This is a genomic window from Parabacteroides sp. D25, assembly GCF_000307475.1.
Taxonomy (GTDB): Bacteria; Bacteroidota; Bacteroidia; order Bacteroidales; family Tannerellaceae; genus Parabacteroides; species Parabacteroides distasonis.
The window spans coordinates 90,572-106,721 of the sequence record NZ_JH976505.1; the positions used below are offsets into that span (position 1 = coordinate 90,572).

Annotated in this window: 11 protein-coding genes and 1 tRNA gene; 8 read left to right on the top strand and 4 right to left on the bottom strand. The window is 45.0% G+C overall.

Annotated elements, in window-relative coordinates; translation table 11 throughout:
• Positions 1–189: 189 nt before the first annotated feature.
• Complete coding sequence (locus HMPREF0999_RS14895; protein ID WP_009276281.1) at positions 190–1,239, top strand: DUF3810 domain-containing protein; 1,050 nt, start codon at positions 190–192, stop codon at positions 1,237–1,239.
• A gap of 8 nt (positions 1,240–1,247) precedes the next feature.
• Here the strand turns inward: HMPREF0999_RS14895 and HMPREF0999_RS14900 are convergent, their stop codons facing one another.
• The gene (locus HMPREF0999_RS14900; protein WP_009017640.1) at positions 1,248–3,455 is read right to left on the bottom strand and encodes an alpha-galactosidase; all 2,208 of its coding nucleotides are present in this window, start codon (positions 3,453–3,455) and stop codon (positions 1,248–1,250) included.
• Between the two features lie 225 nt (positions 3,456–3,680).
• On the opposite strand from HMPREF0999_RS14900, the gene ileS reads away from it, so the two are divergent.
• From ileS to HMPREF0999_RS14920, 4 genes are all read left to right on the top strand, one after another.
• Complete coding sequence (gene ileS, locus HMPREF0999_RS14905; RefSeq protein ID WP_005855534.1) at positions 3,681–7,103, top strand: isoleucine--tRNA ligase; 3,423 nt, start codon at positions 3,681–3,683, stop codon at positions 7,101–7,103.
• 167 nt (positions 7,104–7,270) lie between these two features.
• Positions 7,271–7,651, top strand: coding sequence for a TraR/DksA family transcriptional regulator (locus tag HMPREF0999_RS14910; protein ID WP_005855535.1), 381 nt, complete (start codon positions 7,271–7,273; stop codon positions 7,649–7,651).
• Positions 7,652–8,269 (top strand): lipoprotein signal peptidase, encoded by a 618-nt coding sequence (locus HMPREF0999_RS14915; RefSeq protein ID WP_005865261.1) that lies wholly within the window; start codon positions 7,652–7,654, stop codon positions 8,267–8,269.
• Complete coding sequence (locus tag HMPREF0999_RS14920) at positions 8,270–9,055, top strand: DUF4296 domain-containing protein (protein WP_010184716.1); 786 nt, start codon at positions 8,270–8,272, stop codon at positions 9,053–9,055.
• A gap of 276 nt (positions 9,056–9,331) precedes the next feature.
• Here the strand turns inward: HMPREF0999_RS14920 and HMPREF0999_RS14925 are convergent, their stop codons facing one another.
• On the bottom strand, positions 9,332–10,099 hold the full coding sequence (locus HMPREF0999_RS14925) for a TrmH family RNA methyltransferase (RefSeq protein ID WP_009276283.1): 768 nt from the start codon (positions 10,097–10,099) through the stop codon (positions 9,332–9,334).
• A gap of 76 nt (positions 10,100–10,175) precedes the next feature.
• Between HMPREF0999_RS14925 and HMPREF0999_RS14930 the strand changes: the two genes are divergently transcribed.
• From HMPREF0999_RS14930 to trxA, 3 genes are all read left to right on the top strand, one after another.
• Entirely contained in the window at positions 10,176–12,536 is a 2,361-nt protein-coding gene (locus HMPREF0999_RS14930; RefSeq protein WP_009276284.1) for a BamA/TamA family outer membrane protein, read from the top strand.
• A gap of 78 nt (positions 12,537–12,614) precedes the next feature.
• A tRNA-Arg gene (locus HMPREF0999_RS14935) sits at positions 12,615–12,688 on the top strand.
• Between the two features lie 244 nt (positions 12,689–12,932).
• Positions 12,933–13,232, top strand: coding sequence for a thioredoxin (gene trxA, locus HMPREF0999_RS14940; RefSeq protein ID WP_005855547.1), 300 nt, complete (start codon positions 12,933–12,935; stop codon positions 13,230–13,232).
• On the opposite strand, the gene HMPREF0999_RS14945 is transcribed toward trxA, so the two are convergent.
• Complete coding sequence (locus HMPREF0999_RS14945) at positions 13,229–14,812, bottom strand: YfcC family protein (RefSeq protein ID WP_009276285.1); 1,584 nt, start codon at positions 14,810–14,812, stop codon at positions 13,229–13,231. The two genes, trxA and HMPREF0999_RS14945, sit on opposite strands and share 4 nt — an antisense overlap.
• Positions 14,809–16,080 carry a DNA recombination protein RmuC gene (locus HMPREF0999_RS14950; protein ID WP_005855549.1) on the bottom strand — a complete coding sequence of 424 codons (1,272 nt, stop codon included), beginning with the start codon at positions 16,078–16,080 and terminating at the stop codon, positions 14,809–14,811. Before HMPREF0999_RS14950 ends, HMPREF0999_RS14945 begins: the two co-directional genes overlap by 4 nt.
• Positions 16,081–16,150: the final 70 nt, after the last annotated feature.

Genomic DNA, 16,150 nt, shown 5'->3' on the forward strand with positions numbered 1-16,150 from the left:
ATAATTGTAGATGCTTTTTATCTACAACCAATATGCAATCTGTTTATTTATAGAGTTTTGATAGGAAGTGGTAGATGTTGTAGATGTTTTTATAAAATCAATTCCTTACGTAAACTTAGGGAATATCGGATAATTTATTTTATCCTAAAACAATGTGGGCTAAAAAGTATATGATATCTTTGCCTTCCTATGGTAAAGCTTGAATATCTAAAAAAGATATGTGTTCGTTGGATTATATTGGCGATTTTTCTTGTCGCTATATGGATCGTGATGGGAAATCCCAGATTAGGCGAATGGTATTCCCGTTCGATTTATCCATGGGTATCGGGTATGCTATCTCGTTTCTCCTGCTTGTTCCCTTTTTCCGTAGGGGATTGTTTTATTTATGGTAGCATCGCCGGATTATTAGGGTATCTGTCGTATGCGATTATAAGGAGGCGGAGGATCGGGAGGACAATAAGGCATGTTGTGGAATATCTGGCATGGGTGTATGTCTGGTTCTATATCGCTTGGGGATTGAATTATTTCCGGGAAGATTTTTTCACTCGTACGCAAACCACTTATGTGCCTTTTTCCTCGGAACATTTCCAATCCTTCTTGGATGCCTACACGGATTCCCTGAACGCCTCATGGGTTCCGATAGAGACGATCGATCGGGAGGTCGTGAAAGAGGCGGTGCAGGAAGGGTATCGGGAATTGCCTACTCGTTTCGGGCTTACCACTCCCGGAACCTATCTTCATCCTAAAACGATGCTGTTCTCCCGGTTGATGAGTGGAGTAGGGGTGATGGGATATATGGGGCCGTTTTTCACGGAGTTCAATTTGAACGGCCAGCTCTTGCCCGTGCAATATCCCGCCACTTACGCCCATGAGATGGCTCATGTGCTTAGTATATCCAACGAGGCCGAGGCTAATTTATACAGTTATTTAATATGCACGAGTTCTTCCGTGCCGGAAATCCGGTTCTCAGGTTACTTCTCTTTGCTGCCTTATGTGTTGAGCAACGCATATGTGGCTTTGGATAAGGACTCTTTTGAGGCATGGAAGAAAAGATTACGCCCCGAGATCAAGGACTTGTATAACGAGAAAGTAGCCTATTGGCAATCCCTATACAGCCCGCTGATCGGCGAGGCGCAAGACGTGGTCTATAATCTTTTCCTGAAAGGCAATAAGATACCTGCCGGAACCGCTAATTATTCGGAGGTGATCGCCTTATTGATCGCTTTGGAAGGAGAATGATTTATTCATCATTTAACTTCCTCCAAATAAAGCACTCGGCTCGAGTAATCATTCTGCTTGTGATAATCGACAATGTGATTATAAGGGATTTCCAGTCCGTTCGCCATGAGATATTCCCCGGTGAAAGCTTTACCCTCGAAGGCCAGAGGCTCGTTGTCGATCCGGTTCAGTTCGCAGACTCTGTATTTCTTGTCTGGGGATAATCCGTTCATTTTTACACGGGGTAAATGTTGGTTGACAAAATGCTCGGTCTTCCACCAATAAAATACGGCTTTGTCTTTCTCCGGTGAGGTGTACATCAAGGAAGCTACTCCCAAACGATCGTACGGAGAAACCAGACGGTAGATATCGCCGAATTGCACGACGGGACGGATCGTCTTATAATCGGCGATCGCCTTACGGCAAAGTGTTTTCTCTTCTTCTGTCATATTCTTGGGTTGGATCTCCATGCCCAAACGGCCGCTCATCGCTACGTCGATCCGATATTTCAGGGGAATGACCCGGAATGTTTGATGGTTAGGGGCGGCGCTGATATGTGAGGCCATGGCGATAGCCGGGAAAAAATAAGAAGTGCCCCATTGCATATAGATACGCTGTAAGGCATCGGTATTGTCGCTTACCCAAAACTCATCGAAGTAAGGCATGACCCCGTAATTTGCCCGGCCTCCACCGCTGGCGCAAGCCTGTAGGGTTAAATCCGGGTATTTGGCTCGGATACGCTCACAGACTTTCTTGAATCCTTCGTGATATTCGATATACATATGGCTTTGCTGATCCGAAGGCAGGTATTGGGAGCCATGGTTCAGGATGCTCATATTGGCGTCCCATTTGATATAATCGATCTCCGGGTATGTTGTCATCAAGTTGTCGACGATACCGAATATGAAGTCTTGCACCTCGGAATTGGAGAGATCAAGAACGACCTGTGTACCGCCACGCCCCAGGACGATTTCCCTGTTTGGAGCTTTCAATACCCATTCCGGATGCTTCTCGTACAATTCACTTGTCGTGTTGGCCATTTCCGGTTCGATCCAGATACCGAATTTAATACCATGCTTGTTGGCGTCGGCGATCAGGCCCTCGATGCCTCTTGGTAGTTTTCGGGCATCAACCATCCAATCCCCTAAGGACGAGTTATCTTTATTACGAGGATATTTATCGCCAAACCAGCCGTCGTCCATGACGAACAACTCGCCGCCCATAGACTGGATATCACTCATCATTTGGTCCATACCTTCTTGATTGATATCGAAATATACACCTTCCCAACTGTTTAGTAAGATTTTCCGGGCGGTCGCTCCATTCGCTATCTTATGTTTGCGTGCCCATGCGTGGAAATTTCGGCTGCTTCCGCTTAAGCCGTCCTTACTGTAAGTCAGCGCCAATTCCGGTGTACGGAAACTTTCTTTGGCTTTGAGGGTGTAAGCCGAGTTCTCCTCGTTTATTCCCGCAAAGAAATGGTGATAGTCGCTATCATCCGTATCGAAGAATAATTTGTAGTTACCGCTATAGCATAGGGCGGCGCCAATAACGGAACCGGTGTTTTCCTTTGGTTTTCCGTCTAGGGAGATCATCACTTCGGCGTGGGCGGTATGGGAGTTGCGGATACCATCCTTGTTTTTTATCATCTTGATGCCCGGTCGTAACGGTTCTTGTGCCAATTGAGCCTCGTTTGCCCATGAGCCGTATAAGTGGGAAACCCATACGTCTCCTTTCCGGATCGGCAGATAAGCGGAAGCGAAACGATTGAGGGTGATCGCTTTTTTCTCCTCATGCGTGATCTCTGTCCAAGTCTCGATGATATCGGCGTCCGGATAGGTTCTGTAACAGAGATTCATATAAAAAGGATACACTTTATCTTTTAATCGGATCGTTGTGATATCTGCCGTTTGCTCTTTTCGTGTATCTACTTTTATGACTTCCAGTTGAAGGGTCATATTCCCGTCGCCATGGGTAACGGACAATGCGCTTTCGGAGGGGCAATTCAAGCCGTAGACCGGATAAGCGGAAAATGTTTTCTGCTCGGTCTCGAGCAAGGTAGCCGCGTCGGAAGTGGATAACTTGTCTCCATAGTAGATGAATCTTACCTCTCCGCCGACAGGTGCGTCTAGCAATAATGAGGTATTCCTCGTGGAAATCAATACGTCTTGTGCCCATAAACTAGTGGTCAATAGGGAGGCGCAACATAAATAACCGAATTTACTCTTAATGTTCATTTTATTAGTAGGTGTTAGATTTAAATTCAGGGGCAAAAGTAGGAGAGAGCCGGTAGGTTTCCTAATAGGATTTTATCAGATACTGTTACTTTTCTGCTTTAACTAAAATTTGTTTCACGCAGAAGAAACCCGTGCTTTCATTAATGAAAATTCCATATTGTCTAATTCGAAAGAAATCACTAACTTTGCGGCAATTTTTTAGAAGCAAGATAAATACATCGCGATATGAGTAAGAAATTTACCGAATATTCTAAGTTTGACTTGTCGAACGTAAATAAAGAGGTGCTGAAGAAATGGAAGGATGGAGACATCTTCCATAAGAGTCTTGAAACAAGAGAGGGACATCCTACATTCGTATTCTACGAGGGCCCTCCATCCGCAAACGGTATGCCGGGTATTCACCATGTTATCGCCCGTTCGATTAAGGATATTTTTTGCCGCTATAAAACCATGAAGGGATTCTTGGTGAATCGTAAGGCGGGTTGGGATACACACGGTCTGCCTGTCGAGTTAGGCGTGGAGAAGGCTTTGGGCATCACGAAGGAAGATATCGGTAAGAAGATTTCTGTCGCTGAGTATAACGCCGCTTGCCGTAAGGACGTGATGAAGTTCACGAAAGAGTGGGAGGATCTGACGCAGAAGATGGGTTATTGGGTGGATATGGAGAATCCGTATATCACGTATGATAACCGCTATATCGAGACCTTGTGGTATCTATTGAAAGAGCTTTATAAGAAAGGTCTTTTATATAAAGGCTATACGATCCAACCGTATTCGCCCGCCGCAGGTACGGGCTTGAGCACGCACGAGTTGAACCAACCGGGTTGTTACCGTGACGTGAAGGATACGACTTGTACGGCACAGTTCCATATATTGGACCCGAAACCGGAGATGGCACAATTCGGCGATCCTTATTTCTTGGCATGGACAACGACTCCTTGGACGTTGCCTTCCAATACGGCGCTTTGCGTAGGCCCGAATATTACTTATCTGGCTGTACAGACTTATAATCCTTACACGGGTATCCCGATGACTGCTGTTATAGCGAAAGATTTATTGTCTGCTTATTTCAATCCGAAAGCTGCGGAGCTTTCTTTGTCTGATTACAAACCGGGTGACAAGCTGGTTCCTTTCAGCGTAGTAGGTGAGTGGAAGGGTTCCGAGTTGGCCGGTATGAAATATGAGCAATTGATCCCATGGGTAAATCCGGGTGAAGGTGCATTCCGTGTGATCACGGGTGATTTCGTTACGACAGAGGATGGTACGGGTATCGTACATATCGCACCGACGTTTGGTGCGGACGATAACCGTGTGGCGAAAACATTCGGGGTTCCTCCTTTGATGATGCAGGATAAGGATGGAAATATGCGCCCTATGGTGGATATGACCGGTAAGTTCTATAAGCTGGAAGACTTGGCTCCGGAGTTTGTACAAAATTGTATGAACGCCTCTGATTATGATCCATGGCAAGGAAAATTCGTGAAGAACGCTTACGATGATACGAAGACGGATAAAGATGAGACGTTAGATATAGAGATCTGCATGATGCTGAAGGCCCAGAACCGGGTGTTCAAGATCGAGAAGCATGTCCACAATTACCCGCATTGCTGGCGTACCGATAAACCGGTATTGTATTATCCGTTGGATAGCTGGTTCATCCGTACGACCGCTTGCCGTGAGCGTATGATCGAGTTGAACAATACGATCAACTGGAAACCGCAGAGCACGGGTACGGGACGTTTCGGCAAATGGCTGGAGAACTTGCAAGACTGGAACTTGAGCCGCAGCCGTTATTGGGGTACTCCGTTACCGATCTGGCGTACGGAAGATGGTAGCGAGGAGAAGTGTATCGGTTCCGTGGTAGAGTTGTTTGGCGAGATCGAGAAATCGGTGAAGGCCGGCTTTATGGAGTCTAACCCTTACAAGGACTTCGCTCCGGGAGATTATACGAAGGAGAATTACGAGAAGATCGATTTGCACCGTCCGTATGTGGATGATATTATCTTGGTTTCCGCTTCTGGTAAGCCGATGAAGCGTGAGACAGACTTGATCGACGTATGGTTCGATTCCGGCGCTATGCCTTATGCCCAGATCCACTATCCGTTCGAGAACTTGAAGGAGTTCGATAATCGTCAGATCTATCCGGCTGACTTTATCGCTGAGGGTGTTGACCAGACACGCGGTTGGTTCTTTACCCTGCACGCTCTGGGTACCATGATTTTTGATAGCGTGGCTTACAAGGCTGTCGTGTCTAATGGTCTGGTATTGGATAAGAACGGAAACAAGATGTCTAAACGCTTGGGCAACGCTGTTGATCCATTCTCTACGATCGAGAAGTATGGTTCGGACCCGTTGCGTTGGTACATGATCACGAACGCTTCTCCATGGGATAATATTAAGTTTGATATCGATGGTATCGAGGAAGTTCGCCGTAAGTTCTTTGGTACATTATATAATACGTATTCATTCTTCGCTTTGTACGCGAACGTGGATGGCTTCGACTACTCCGATCCGGATGTGGAATGGAGCAAGCGTCCGGAGATTGACCGTTGGATCCTTTCTCTGTTGAACAGCTTGGTGAAGGATGTGGATGGCTACTTGGAGGCTTACGAGCCGACTCGTGCCGGACGTGCTATCTCTGATTTCGTAAATGATAACTTGAGTAACTGGTATGTGCGTTTGAACCGCCGCCGTTTCTGGGGTGGTGGTATGACGGAGGATAAGTTATCCGCTTACCAGACTTTATATACTTGCTTGGAGACAGTGGCTAAGTTGATGGCTCCGATCGCTCCGTTCTATGCCGATCAGTTATTCTTAGACTTGGTCGCTGTTACGGGACGTGAGAACGTTGAGTCCGTACACTTGTCCGATTTCCCGGTTTACGACGAGTCTAAGATCGACAAGAATTTGGAAGAGCGTATGCAAATGGCTCAAGATGTTTCTTCTATGGTATTGGCTCTTCGCCGCAAGGTGAATATCAAGGTTCGCCAGCCGTTGCATACGGTAATGATTCCGGTTGTAGACGCTCATCAACAAGAGAGTATCGAGGCTGTTAAGAACCTGATCTTGAACGAGGTGAACGTGAAGGAGCTGAAGTTCGTGGATAATACGGCAGGTATCTTGGTGAAGAAGATCAAACCGGACTTTAAGAAGTTGGGCCCGCGCTACGGAAAGATCATGAAGGCGTTGGCCGCCACGATTCAATCGATGAGCCAAGAAGATATCAACGCTTTCGAGAAAGCCGGAACGTTTACCTTGATGGTAGATGGACAGGAGGCCGTTTTGGAGCGTACAGATGTAGAGATCATCTCTGAGGATATCCCGGGTTGGTTGGTCGCTAATGAAGGTCGCTTGACAGTCGCTTTGGATATTACCGTAACCGAGGATTTGCGTAAGGAGGGGCTGGCCCGTGAGTTGGTGAATCGTATCCAGAACTTGCGTAAGAGCAGCGGTTTCGATATAACGGATAAGATCCATGTATCCATTCTTTCTTGCGAGGAGATGGATGAGGCGATCTATGATTATAAGGATTATATCGCTAACCAAGTATTGGCGGAATCTATCGAAATCATGGATAATGCGATCAGCGACGCTACGGAACTCGATTTCGAGGACTTTAAATTGTCCGTAAAGATCGAGAAAGCTTAAAAATAGAATAGCATTTCTTGCGGAAGAATTAGGAATGAAATATAGGAAAATCGATAATTATATTATCTTTGCATGCAAAGAAGAAATAATATGATTTTATATTCATTCTTAATTCTTCTTTTTGATTGATATTTGAACGATTGTTGAACCTAAATTTTTTTAGAACCATGGCAGAGAAGACAAGATATTCAGACGCTGAGCTCGAGGAGTTCCGCGCTATTATATTAGAGAAACTGGAAATCGCGAAGAGGGATTACGAGCTTTTGCGATCAGGGGTTACGAATTCCGACGGTAACGACGTGGCTGATACGTCTCCTACATTCAAGGTGCTGGAGGAAGGCGCTTCTACGTTATCGAAGGAAGAGGCGGGCCGTTTGGCGCAACGCCAGATGAAATTCATCCAGAATTTACAGGCCGCTTTGATCCGTATCGAGAATAAGACCTACGGTATTTGCCGGGAGACTGGTAAATTGATCCCGAAAGAAAGGCTACGTGCTGTGCCTCATGCGACTTTAAGTATCGAAGCAAAACAAGGAGGTGCAAAGTAAATGAGATATTCTAAAGGTTGGGGAGCAGTGTTAATCATAATACTGCTCCTTCTTCTTGACCAAGCGCTGAAAATATGGATTAAGACCCACATGCAGTTGCATGAGAGTATAGAGATAACTCCGTGGTTTTATCTCTATTTTACTGAGAATCCGGGTATGGCATTCGGTATAGAGGTGATTGGGAAATTATTCCTTTCCGTATTCCGTATCGTGGCTGTATTGTTTATCGGATATTATTTGTATAAGCTGGTTAAAGAAAATTATAAATTCGGTTTTATTGCCTGTATATCTTTGGTTTTTGCGGGAGCGGTGGGTAATATAATCGACTCGATATTCTATGGCGTGATCTTCGACCATAGTTTCGGGCAACTCGCTACTTTTATGCCGGAGGGAGGTGGTTATGCCTCTTGGCTGCATGGTAAGGTGGTGGATATGTTCTATTTCCCATTGATAGAGACCGTATTCCCGGATTGGGTTCCGATCTGGGGTGGACAGGAGTTCGTTTTCTTCCGTCCGATCTTTAATTTGGCGGACTCGGCGATTTGCGTGGGAGTTTTCCTTTTGTTAATATTTTATCGGCATACTTTGTCGGCTAGCCTTTCGAAAGAAGAGAAATAAATGCGGAGAAAATTACGGATATATGGTATGGCTTTATTAGCCACGACGTTGCTGGCGGCATGTAGTAAGGTTCCGGATGGTATTCTGTCGGAGAAAAAGATGCAGGGTGTTTTGATGGATATGTTGCTGGCTGAGGCCATGGTAAATGTGGATTATAATACTTATAAATCCGATACCATGAAGCTTGCCTTGTATGAGTCTGTATTCCGTAAGCATGATATTACACAGGCGGTGTATGATAGCTCGTTGGTGTGGTACGGCCGTAACTTGGATATTTATATGGAGGTCTACAACCGGGTCTTGGCCGATCTTAATAAACGGATCAATAACTTAGGGGATGTGCAGGCGGACGCTGCGCCGGTATCGAACCGGGATTCTGTGGATATTTGGCCTCGCCGTTCTTATCTGGTCTTGTCTCCTACCTCTGTATTTAATGGGGTGACTTTCGATATACGTCCGGAAACGAATTATTCCTCGGGCAGTAGTTTCGTGCTGGGCGTGCGTGTCTGGGGATTGAATAACAAAATGGCTTATAAGCCGGAGGTACGTTTAAGCGCGGACCAAGGTGATACGACCTTGACTGTGAATAGTAAGATCACGAAAGATGGATATCACGAGACGATCTTGAAGACTATACCAACTAAGAAAGTAAAGCGTGTGTTTGGATATATCCGTATGGATAATATGGATACGACTTATTATAAGGTGTATATAGATAGCTTAAGCTTGATGAAATATAACTATGGTAAGGAGCTTGCCGAATTACCTAAGGATTCTATTAAGTAATCTCTCTATTTGTTTATTATACTTATGAGAAGAATTGCCGCTCATTACGTTTGGTGTAAGCAGGTTTATCGTATGCATTATATCGAACTGGATGATAATGGTGCGTTTCATGGTGTTTACCCGTTGAATGAGGAGATAGCTGGAACCGCTTTTTATGATGGAGTGCTGGTGCCGGTTCTTTCCTCGGAACCGGCGATTGGTTTTAAGCAGGTGATGGGATCTTGGCCGGCGTTAACCGAAAAGATTACGCCGGGTTGTTCAGTCCATATATATCGTTTAAGCGGGATTCCCTTGGCGTCTGCGAAACTCGGCACAGACCACAGCTGTAGCGATGGCCACATTGAGAGACTCTGAGGTGTCTCTTCCTTCCGGATAGTTCGGGATATATAATTTTTCGTTTACAAAAGCCTCTATGGCGGGACGTATTCCATTTCCTTCATTACCCATTATCAAGATACCGTTTCCGGATAAGGTTTTCTCATATAAGTTTTCTCCGCCAAGGAAGGTGCCGTATAAAGGTATGGCTTGGGCTGATTGGGCCTGTAAGAACGTTTCCAGATCGGTGTAATGTATTTTTACGTGGGCGAGCGCACCCATAGTGGCTTGTACGGTTTTTGGACTGAAAACATCGGCGGTATCTTTGCTGCATACGATATGGGAAATACCGAACCAGTCCGCTAACCGGATGATCGTACCTAAGTTGCCCGGATCTTGGATTCCGTCTAATGCGAGAACAAGCTCCTTTTCCGGCGTTATTTCCGTTATATCCCAATTGGGGCGTTTAAAGATCGCGAGTACATCTTGGGGATTTTTCAGGAAGCTGGCTTTACGAATATCATCTTCTTCCGCTACCAATAACTCCTTGGCCGGAATATCGCCTTGTGTAGCCATCCACGATGGCTTGGCTATTAATAACTCACATTCAAAGGCCGGTAACATATCGGCTACCAATTTATTTCCTTCGGCTACAAAAACATTATTTTCATTCCGGAATTTCTTTAATTCCAGAGAATGGATGTATTTGACTTTGGTCTTGCTTAGCATCTTAGTTCTTTTTACAAAACAAAAGTACGGTAAATTCTTTAAATTCCAGTACATTCGCGATCGTAAAAAGCTTGGAATGATGAATCGATCTCTACGTATATGCTATTTTATCTGTATCGTACTACTGCTAGCCTCTTGTAGTACGACCAAGTTTGTGCCGGATGGGGAATATTTGCTGGATAAGGTGGAGATCGTGTCGGATAACAAGGATTATAAGTCTGCGGATTTAAAATCTTATCTTAAGCAGCAACCAAACTTCAAGGTGTTTGGTCTGATGAAGTGGCAGTTGTTTGTCTATGATTGGTCTGGTAAGAATGAGAAGAAATGGATCAATAAACAGTTACGTAGGATTGGTGAGCCTCCCGTGGTGCTGGATACGATGTTGGTGGAACAGTCCGCCATGGAACTAGAGCGTTTTTACATTAATAAAGGGTATGTCCATGCGGATGTATCAACGACGATCGATACGGCACGCCATAAGAAAGCGGTTGTAACTTACCATATAAAGGCGAACGATCCGTATAGGATACGCAATTACACGATGAAGTTCCCCGATCCGAAAATTGATAGTTTGGCACATCTGAAAGCGCCTCGCCGTTCTCCCTTAGCTTCTGCGTTCCGGTCCTCACAGGAAGAGTATAACCAATTAGTTAAGGAAGGAACTTTATTTGACCGGGATATATTGGACAAGGAGCGGGAGCGTATTACGACCTTACTTCGCTGGAACGGGTATTATGGTTTTAATCGGGATTATTTAGGATATATCGCTGATAGTTCTTTTAACCAAAATGTCGTGGATCTTGATATGTCCATGAAACCTTATCGGAAGGTGTTGCCCAATGGGTCGGTAGAGGATCAGCCGCATCGTCAGTATTATATTAAGGATGTAACGGTCTTAACCGATTATAATCCGATGGGGGTAGGAGAGGACGCTAGTTTCATGGCTACAGATACGATGCTCAGCGCAGGGGTGAATATCGTATATGGCCGGAACGGGAAGAGTATCCGTCCGAGCGTGCTCCGGAGGAGTACTTATATTCGGCCGGGGCAATTATTTAGTGAGAAGAATATAGAGCAGACCTATTCGGCGTTCGCTTCTCTAAGGGCTTTGAGGAACGTAAATATACGTTTTACGGAAGTAGAGGAGCGGGATACGATGAAGTTGGATTGTTACATTCTCACTTCTCCCGCGAAGATAAATACGGTGGGAGTGGATTTGGAAGGTACTAACTCGGCGGGTGACTATGGGTTTGCCTCCAGCTTGAATTATCAGCATAGGAATATCTTCCGAGGATCGGAGCTGTTCTCGGCGAGGGTGAGAGGGGCTTACGAGGCGTTATCCGGAAATAAGGCGAATGGCTTTGGTAATTACTGGGAGTTAGGTGCGGAAGGGTCTTTGCTGTTTCCTCGTTTTTTGTTCCCGTTCTTGAGTTCGGATTTTCGTAGGCGGCTACGTGCGTCAACTGAAGCGAAAATAAGTTACAACCTGCAAAAACGTCCGGAGTATACGAGGGCGATTCTATCTGGTGGTTGGAGTTATATTTGGCAAGATCGGGGCAATACACAGGCACGCCATACCTTTAAGCTTGTAGACTTGAATTATGTGTATTTGCCGGATAAGAATATGGACTTTATCAATAGCTTGCCGGATTATATGGTGTTGTATAACTATACGAACCATTTTATCATGAGTTCGGGATATACTTATTCCTTCAGTAATTATTCTCCCCAGAATCGTTTGAGAAACACGCATTCCCTACGTGCGTCGGTCGAGGTCGCAGGGAATTTGTTGAGTGCCTTTTCGCATCTTACGGGGGCGAAGAAAAATGATGACGGTTATTATGAGTTGTTTGGTACGGAATATGCGCAATATGTGAAATTGGATTTCGATTTTAGTAAAGGAATCGTGCTTGACAGTCGTAACAAGTTAGCTTTCCATATAGGAGTGGGAGTGGGGATGGCTTATGGTAACTCAAACTATTTACCTTTTGAGCGTGCTTATTTCTCGGGGGGAGCGAATAGTGTCCGGGGATGGTCTGTACGAGAGTTAGGTCCGGGTAGTATGGAAGTTGACAGCACGACTTCTTTCGCTCTTCAATCGGGGGATATCCGCTTGGATTTGAACTTGGAATATCGAACGAAACTTTTTTGGAAGTTTGAATTGGCGGCTTACATAGATGCCGGAAACATATGGACCCGGAATGTATCAGATGAACGCTATAAGGCTGGAAACTTTGATTTCTCTCGTTTTTATAAGGAGATCGCTGTTTCCTATGGTTTGGGACTTCGTTTGGACTTTGATTTCTTTCTACTACGTTTAGATACAGGCTTCAAGGCTTATAATCCTCAGGAGAAAAAGTCTAGGCGTTGGGCGATAACCCGTCCTAATTTCAAGGATAATTTCGCCTTGCATTTTGCCGTTGGTTATCCATTCTAAATTCAATATGTAAAAAAGTGTACTAAAAGTTTGCAAGGAAAAGAAAAATCCTTACCTTTGCACCACGAAAATAAGGATGGTCAGGTAGCTCAGCTGGATAGAGCAACAGCCTTCTAAGCTGTGGGTCCTGGGTTCGAATCCCAGCCCGATCACGAGGGAGATTCTAAAAGAGTCTCCCTTTTTTTGTTATAATCAGATGCCAGTTTTTTTCTTTTGCTTGTTTTGATCGTTGTTTATTGATCTTTTATAGAAAACTTTGAGTGTTATCTATCGGTTATTATATAGAAGATTTCGAGATAGAATTTCATAATTTTGTTTTTGATGGGATAAGGGCTATTAAGCAGGATTCCTGTATTTGAGATTAAACAGATTGTAAATATTAAAAAAGTAGATAAGATGGAAACATTTGACGATATCATTAAAGGGGATAAACCTGTATTGGTGGATTTTTTTGCGACATGGTGCGGCCCGTGTAAGGTGTTGAGTCCGACGGTCGAGGCATTGGGGAAGGAGCTGGCGGGACAAGTGCGTGTCCTTAAAATTGATGTAGATAAGAACGAGGCACTTGCCACACAGTTGAGGATCCAATCCGTACCCACTTTGATCATCTTTAAGAAAGGTGAGATCGTATGGCGCTCTTCCGGCGTGATGGATCACGGAAGCCTATTGCGGAAGGCGCAAAGCTATATCGATTAAAAGCCGTTCATCGGGATCAATACCGTTGGGATCAATAATAGGAATCCTAGGATCACTAGGACAAGGATGAATTTCCATGCCCATTTGAACCATTTATCATACGGAATACGGCTTACTCCTAGAACCGCTATCAGAACACCAGATGTGGGAGTTATCAGGTTCGTGAAGCCATCGCCAAACTGAAAAGCCATGACGGTGGCTTGCTTGGATAAACCGATCAACTCTGAGAATGGGGCCATGATAGGCATGGTGAGGGCCGCTTTGGCACTTCCGGAAGGAATAACTAAATTGATAAGCGTTTGAATAACGTACATCATCCCGACCGTAGCTACTTGTCCCAAACCTTCCATCCCTTTCGCTAGGTTAAAGAGAATCGTATCGATCACTTTACCGTCTTGCAGGATTACGATAATACCTCCAGCTAAGCCGACAACCAAGGCGGCGCTCATGATATCCTTGCAACCTTCCAAGAAAAGTTTCACAAGCTCATTCGGATTGCGTCCATTGGCGATTCCCGCCGCTATACCCAAGGCGAAGAACAAGGTCGCTATTTCCATAATGTACCACCCATAGCCCATTACGCCTGTTATCAAGAAAAAGATCGTGAAGAATAAAAGGTTCAATATATACAAATGTACGGTTTTCCGTAGGGTAAATATCGAGCTGATCACGAAAGCTACGCTAAGAATCGGGATTAAGGGTAGTCCCTTGATTACGCTATTTCCTATTTTTAAGGATGTCTGGGGGTAATAGATCGAAAAGATAACTAGTACGATTGCCAATAGGACGAAACTGATCCATGCGGCTTTCGGGGTTCTGTATACGATTTCTAAGGAATTGGTACTATGCAAATCTCTCCAATATTGATCATCCTCATAGACGGGCGATAGTTGAGGGTTCTTTTTTACCTTGGCGGCATAACGCAATATCCATGTGAAGCCTACCACATTGATAATACACCAACAAACGATACGATACTCGATGCCGGAAAAAAGAGGAATTCCTGCTAAGCCTTGCGCTATACCGATAGTGAAAGGGTTTAAAATCGCTCCGGCGAAACCTAATCCCGCCGCTATAAAAACCATACATACGCCGGTTATGGAATCGTATCCCATAGATATCGCCATCGGGACCAAGACCAGACAAAAAGCGATGGTCTCCTCACTCATCCCGAATACGGCCCCGAATATACTGAAAAGTAGCATGATGGCGGTCAATAAGAAATTATCTATGCCTATTTTACGAAGGATGGGGTTGTTCTCCATTTTGCGTGCTTTTCGTAGGAAACTGACTGTCCCGATATCAAATGCCTTACTGTCGTTCACGATCCAGAATGCACCACCGATGATGAGGATGAAGACGATGATATCCGCCTTGTCCACAAATCCTTTATAAAAGGCGGAGAGTACCTCCCATGTTTGAGGTACGCTTTCCACGGATTCATATACAACGGTCCGCTCTCCATCTGGGCTGATATTTTCCGTGTATTGCCCACCGGGGATAATCCATGTCAATGCGGCGCAAAATAAGATGATGTAAAAAATGATTACGTAAGTGTGGGGTATTTGTCTCTTTTTCATGATTCTGCTTTTTCGTCTTCTTCAGTTAATATTCCGATCTCGGGAAGGATAGCTCGGGCCTCACGGTCGCTAAGCGTATCTACGTCTTTGAGTTTACGTTGGATGGCACGGGTACGGGTACCTAAAACCTCTTCTATTTGCCCGCTGGCGGTTTGCAAGTTCTTTTGGGCTTTCTCGAGCATACCGCCTACTTTCTCGAATTCTTTTTTCACGGCCCCTAAGATCGTCCATACCTCCCCTGAGTGCTTTTGGATCGCCAATGTACGGAAGCCCATTTGTAAACTGTTTAGTATGGCCGCTAGGGTAGTGGGACCTGTTACGACTACCTTGTAGTTTCGTTGCAAGTCCTCCAATAAAGCGGAACGGCGTACGACCTCGGCGTAAATGCCCTCGAACGGCAGGAACATAATGCCGAAATCGGTCGTGGCGGGAGGTGCCAGATATTTGTCCGAAATATCTTTAGCCATCTTCTTGATCGTTGTCTCCAATAATTTTCCGGCTGTCTCGATCGCTTGGGAATCTGCGGCATCGTAAGCGTCTAGGAGCTGTTCGTATACATCTTTCGGGAATTTAGCGTCTATGGGAAGGTATACGAATTCTCGGGCATCATCCCGCCCGGGGAGCTTGACTGCGAATTCAACGACCGCATCCGAACCTTTCCGGGTATGTACATTCGCCTCGTATTGCTCTGGTGCCAATAACTGCTCCAATAACATACTGAGTTGGATCTCCCCGATATTTCCCCGGGTCTTAACATTACTAAGTACCCGTTTTAATCCTCCTACATCCTGTGCTAAGGTTTGCATCTCGCCCAGTCCTTTTTGTACACTTTCTAATTGTTCGGTGACTAAACGGAAAGATTGCCCGATACGGTCATTCAATGTCTTTTGAAGTTTCTCGTCTACGGTGACTCGGATCTCTTCCAGCCTTTTTTCCGTGTTATCCACTAATCTCTGTTGGCGTTCGTCCAAGGCGGCGAATTTCTCTTTCTGCAACCTGTTAAAAGAATCGATTCCACGTTCGAAGGCTTCCTTGAACTCATTCATGGAACGAGCCAGCTCTTCTCGGTTATCTTTTGCTACTAACCGGCTTTCTTCCCGGTTCAGGCGGAAGTCCTCCCTAAAGTTTTTCTCGATACGGTCGAACGAGCGTTGTATCTCGTTTAGTAACTTTTCTAGGTCTTCTTTATTATTATTTAGCTGTTTAGGACGCAAAAGGATTTGCGTCACGATGATTATAAGAAGTCCGCCGATAATAATCCAATCCATCTGTTTTTAATTTTGACGTCAAAGATAGGTAATCTGTATTTTGCAACAGTAGTTAAATAGAGTTAAATGA

Coding starts and splice junctions, on each gene's coding strand:
- HMPREF0999_RS14930 (WP_009276284.1), top strand. CDS start 10,176: ATGATGAATCGATCTCTACGTATATGCTATTTTATCTGTATCGTACTA.
- HMPREF0999_RS14945 (WP_009276285.1), bottom strand. CDS start 14,812: ATGAAAAAGAGACAAATACCCCACACTTACGTAATCATTTTTTACATC.
- HMPREF0999_RS14915 (WP_005865261.1), top strand. CDS start 7,652: ATGAGATATTCTAAAGGTTGGGGAGCAGTGTTAATCATAATACTGCTC.
- HMPREF0999_RS14925 (WP_009276283.1), bottom strand. CDS start 10,099: ATGCTAAGCAAGACCAAAGTCAAATACATCCATTCTCTGGAATTAAAG.
- HMPREF0999_RS14895 (WP_009276281.1), top strand. CDS start 190: ATGGTAAAGCTTGAATATCTAAAAAAGATATGTGTTCGTTGGATTATA.
- HMPREF0999_RS14920 (WP_010184716.1), top strand. CDS start 8,270: ATGCGGAGAAAATTACGGATATATGGTATGGCTTTATTAGCCACGACG.
- HMPREF0999_RS14900 (WP_009017640.1), bottom strand. CDS start 3,455: ATGAACATTAAGAGTAAATTCGGTTATTTATGTTGCGCCTCCCTATTG.
- trxA (WP_005855547.1), top strand. CDS start 12,933: ATGGAAACATTTGACGATATCATTAAAGGGGATAAACCTGTATTGGTG.
- HMPREF0999_RS14950 (WP_005855549.1), bottom strand. CDS start 16,080: ATGGATTGGATTATTATCGGCGGACTTCTTATAATCATCGTGACGCAA.
- ileS (WP_005855534.1), top strand. CDS start 3,681: ATGAGTAAGAAATTTACCGAATATTCTAAGTTTGACTTGTCGAACGTA.
- HMPREF0999_RS14910 (WP_005855535.1), top strand. CDS start 7,271: ATGGCAGAGAAGACAAGATATTCAGACGCTGAGCTCGAGGAGTTCCGC.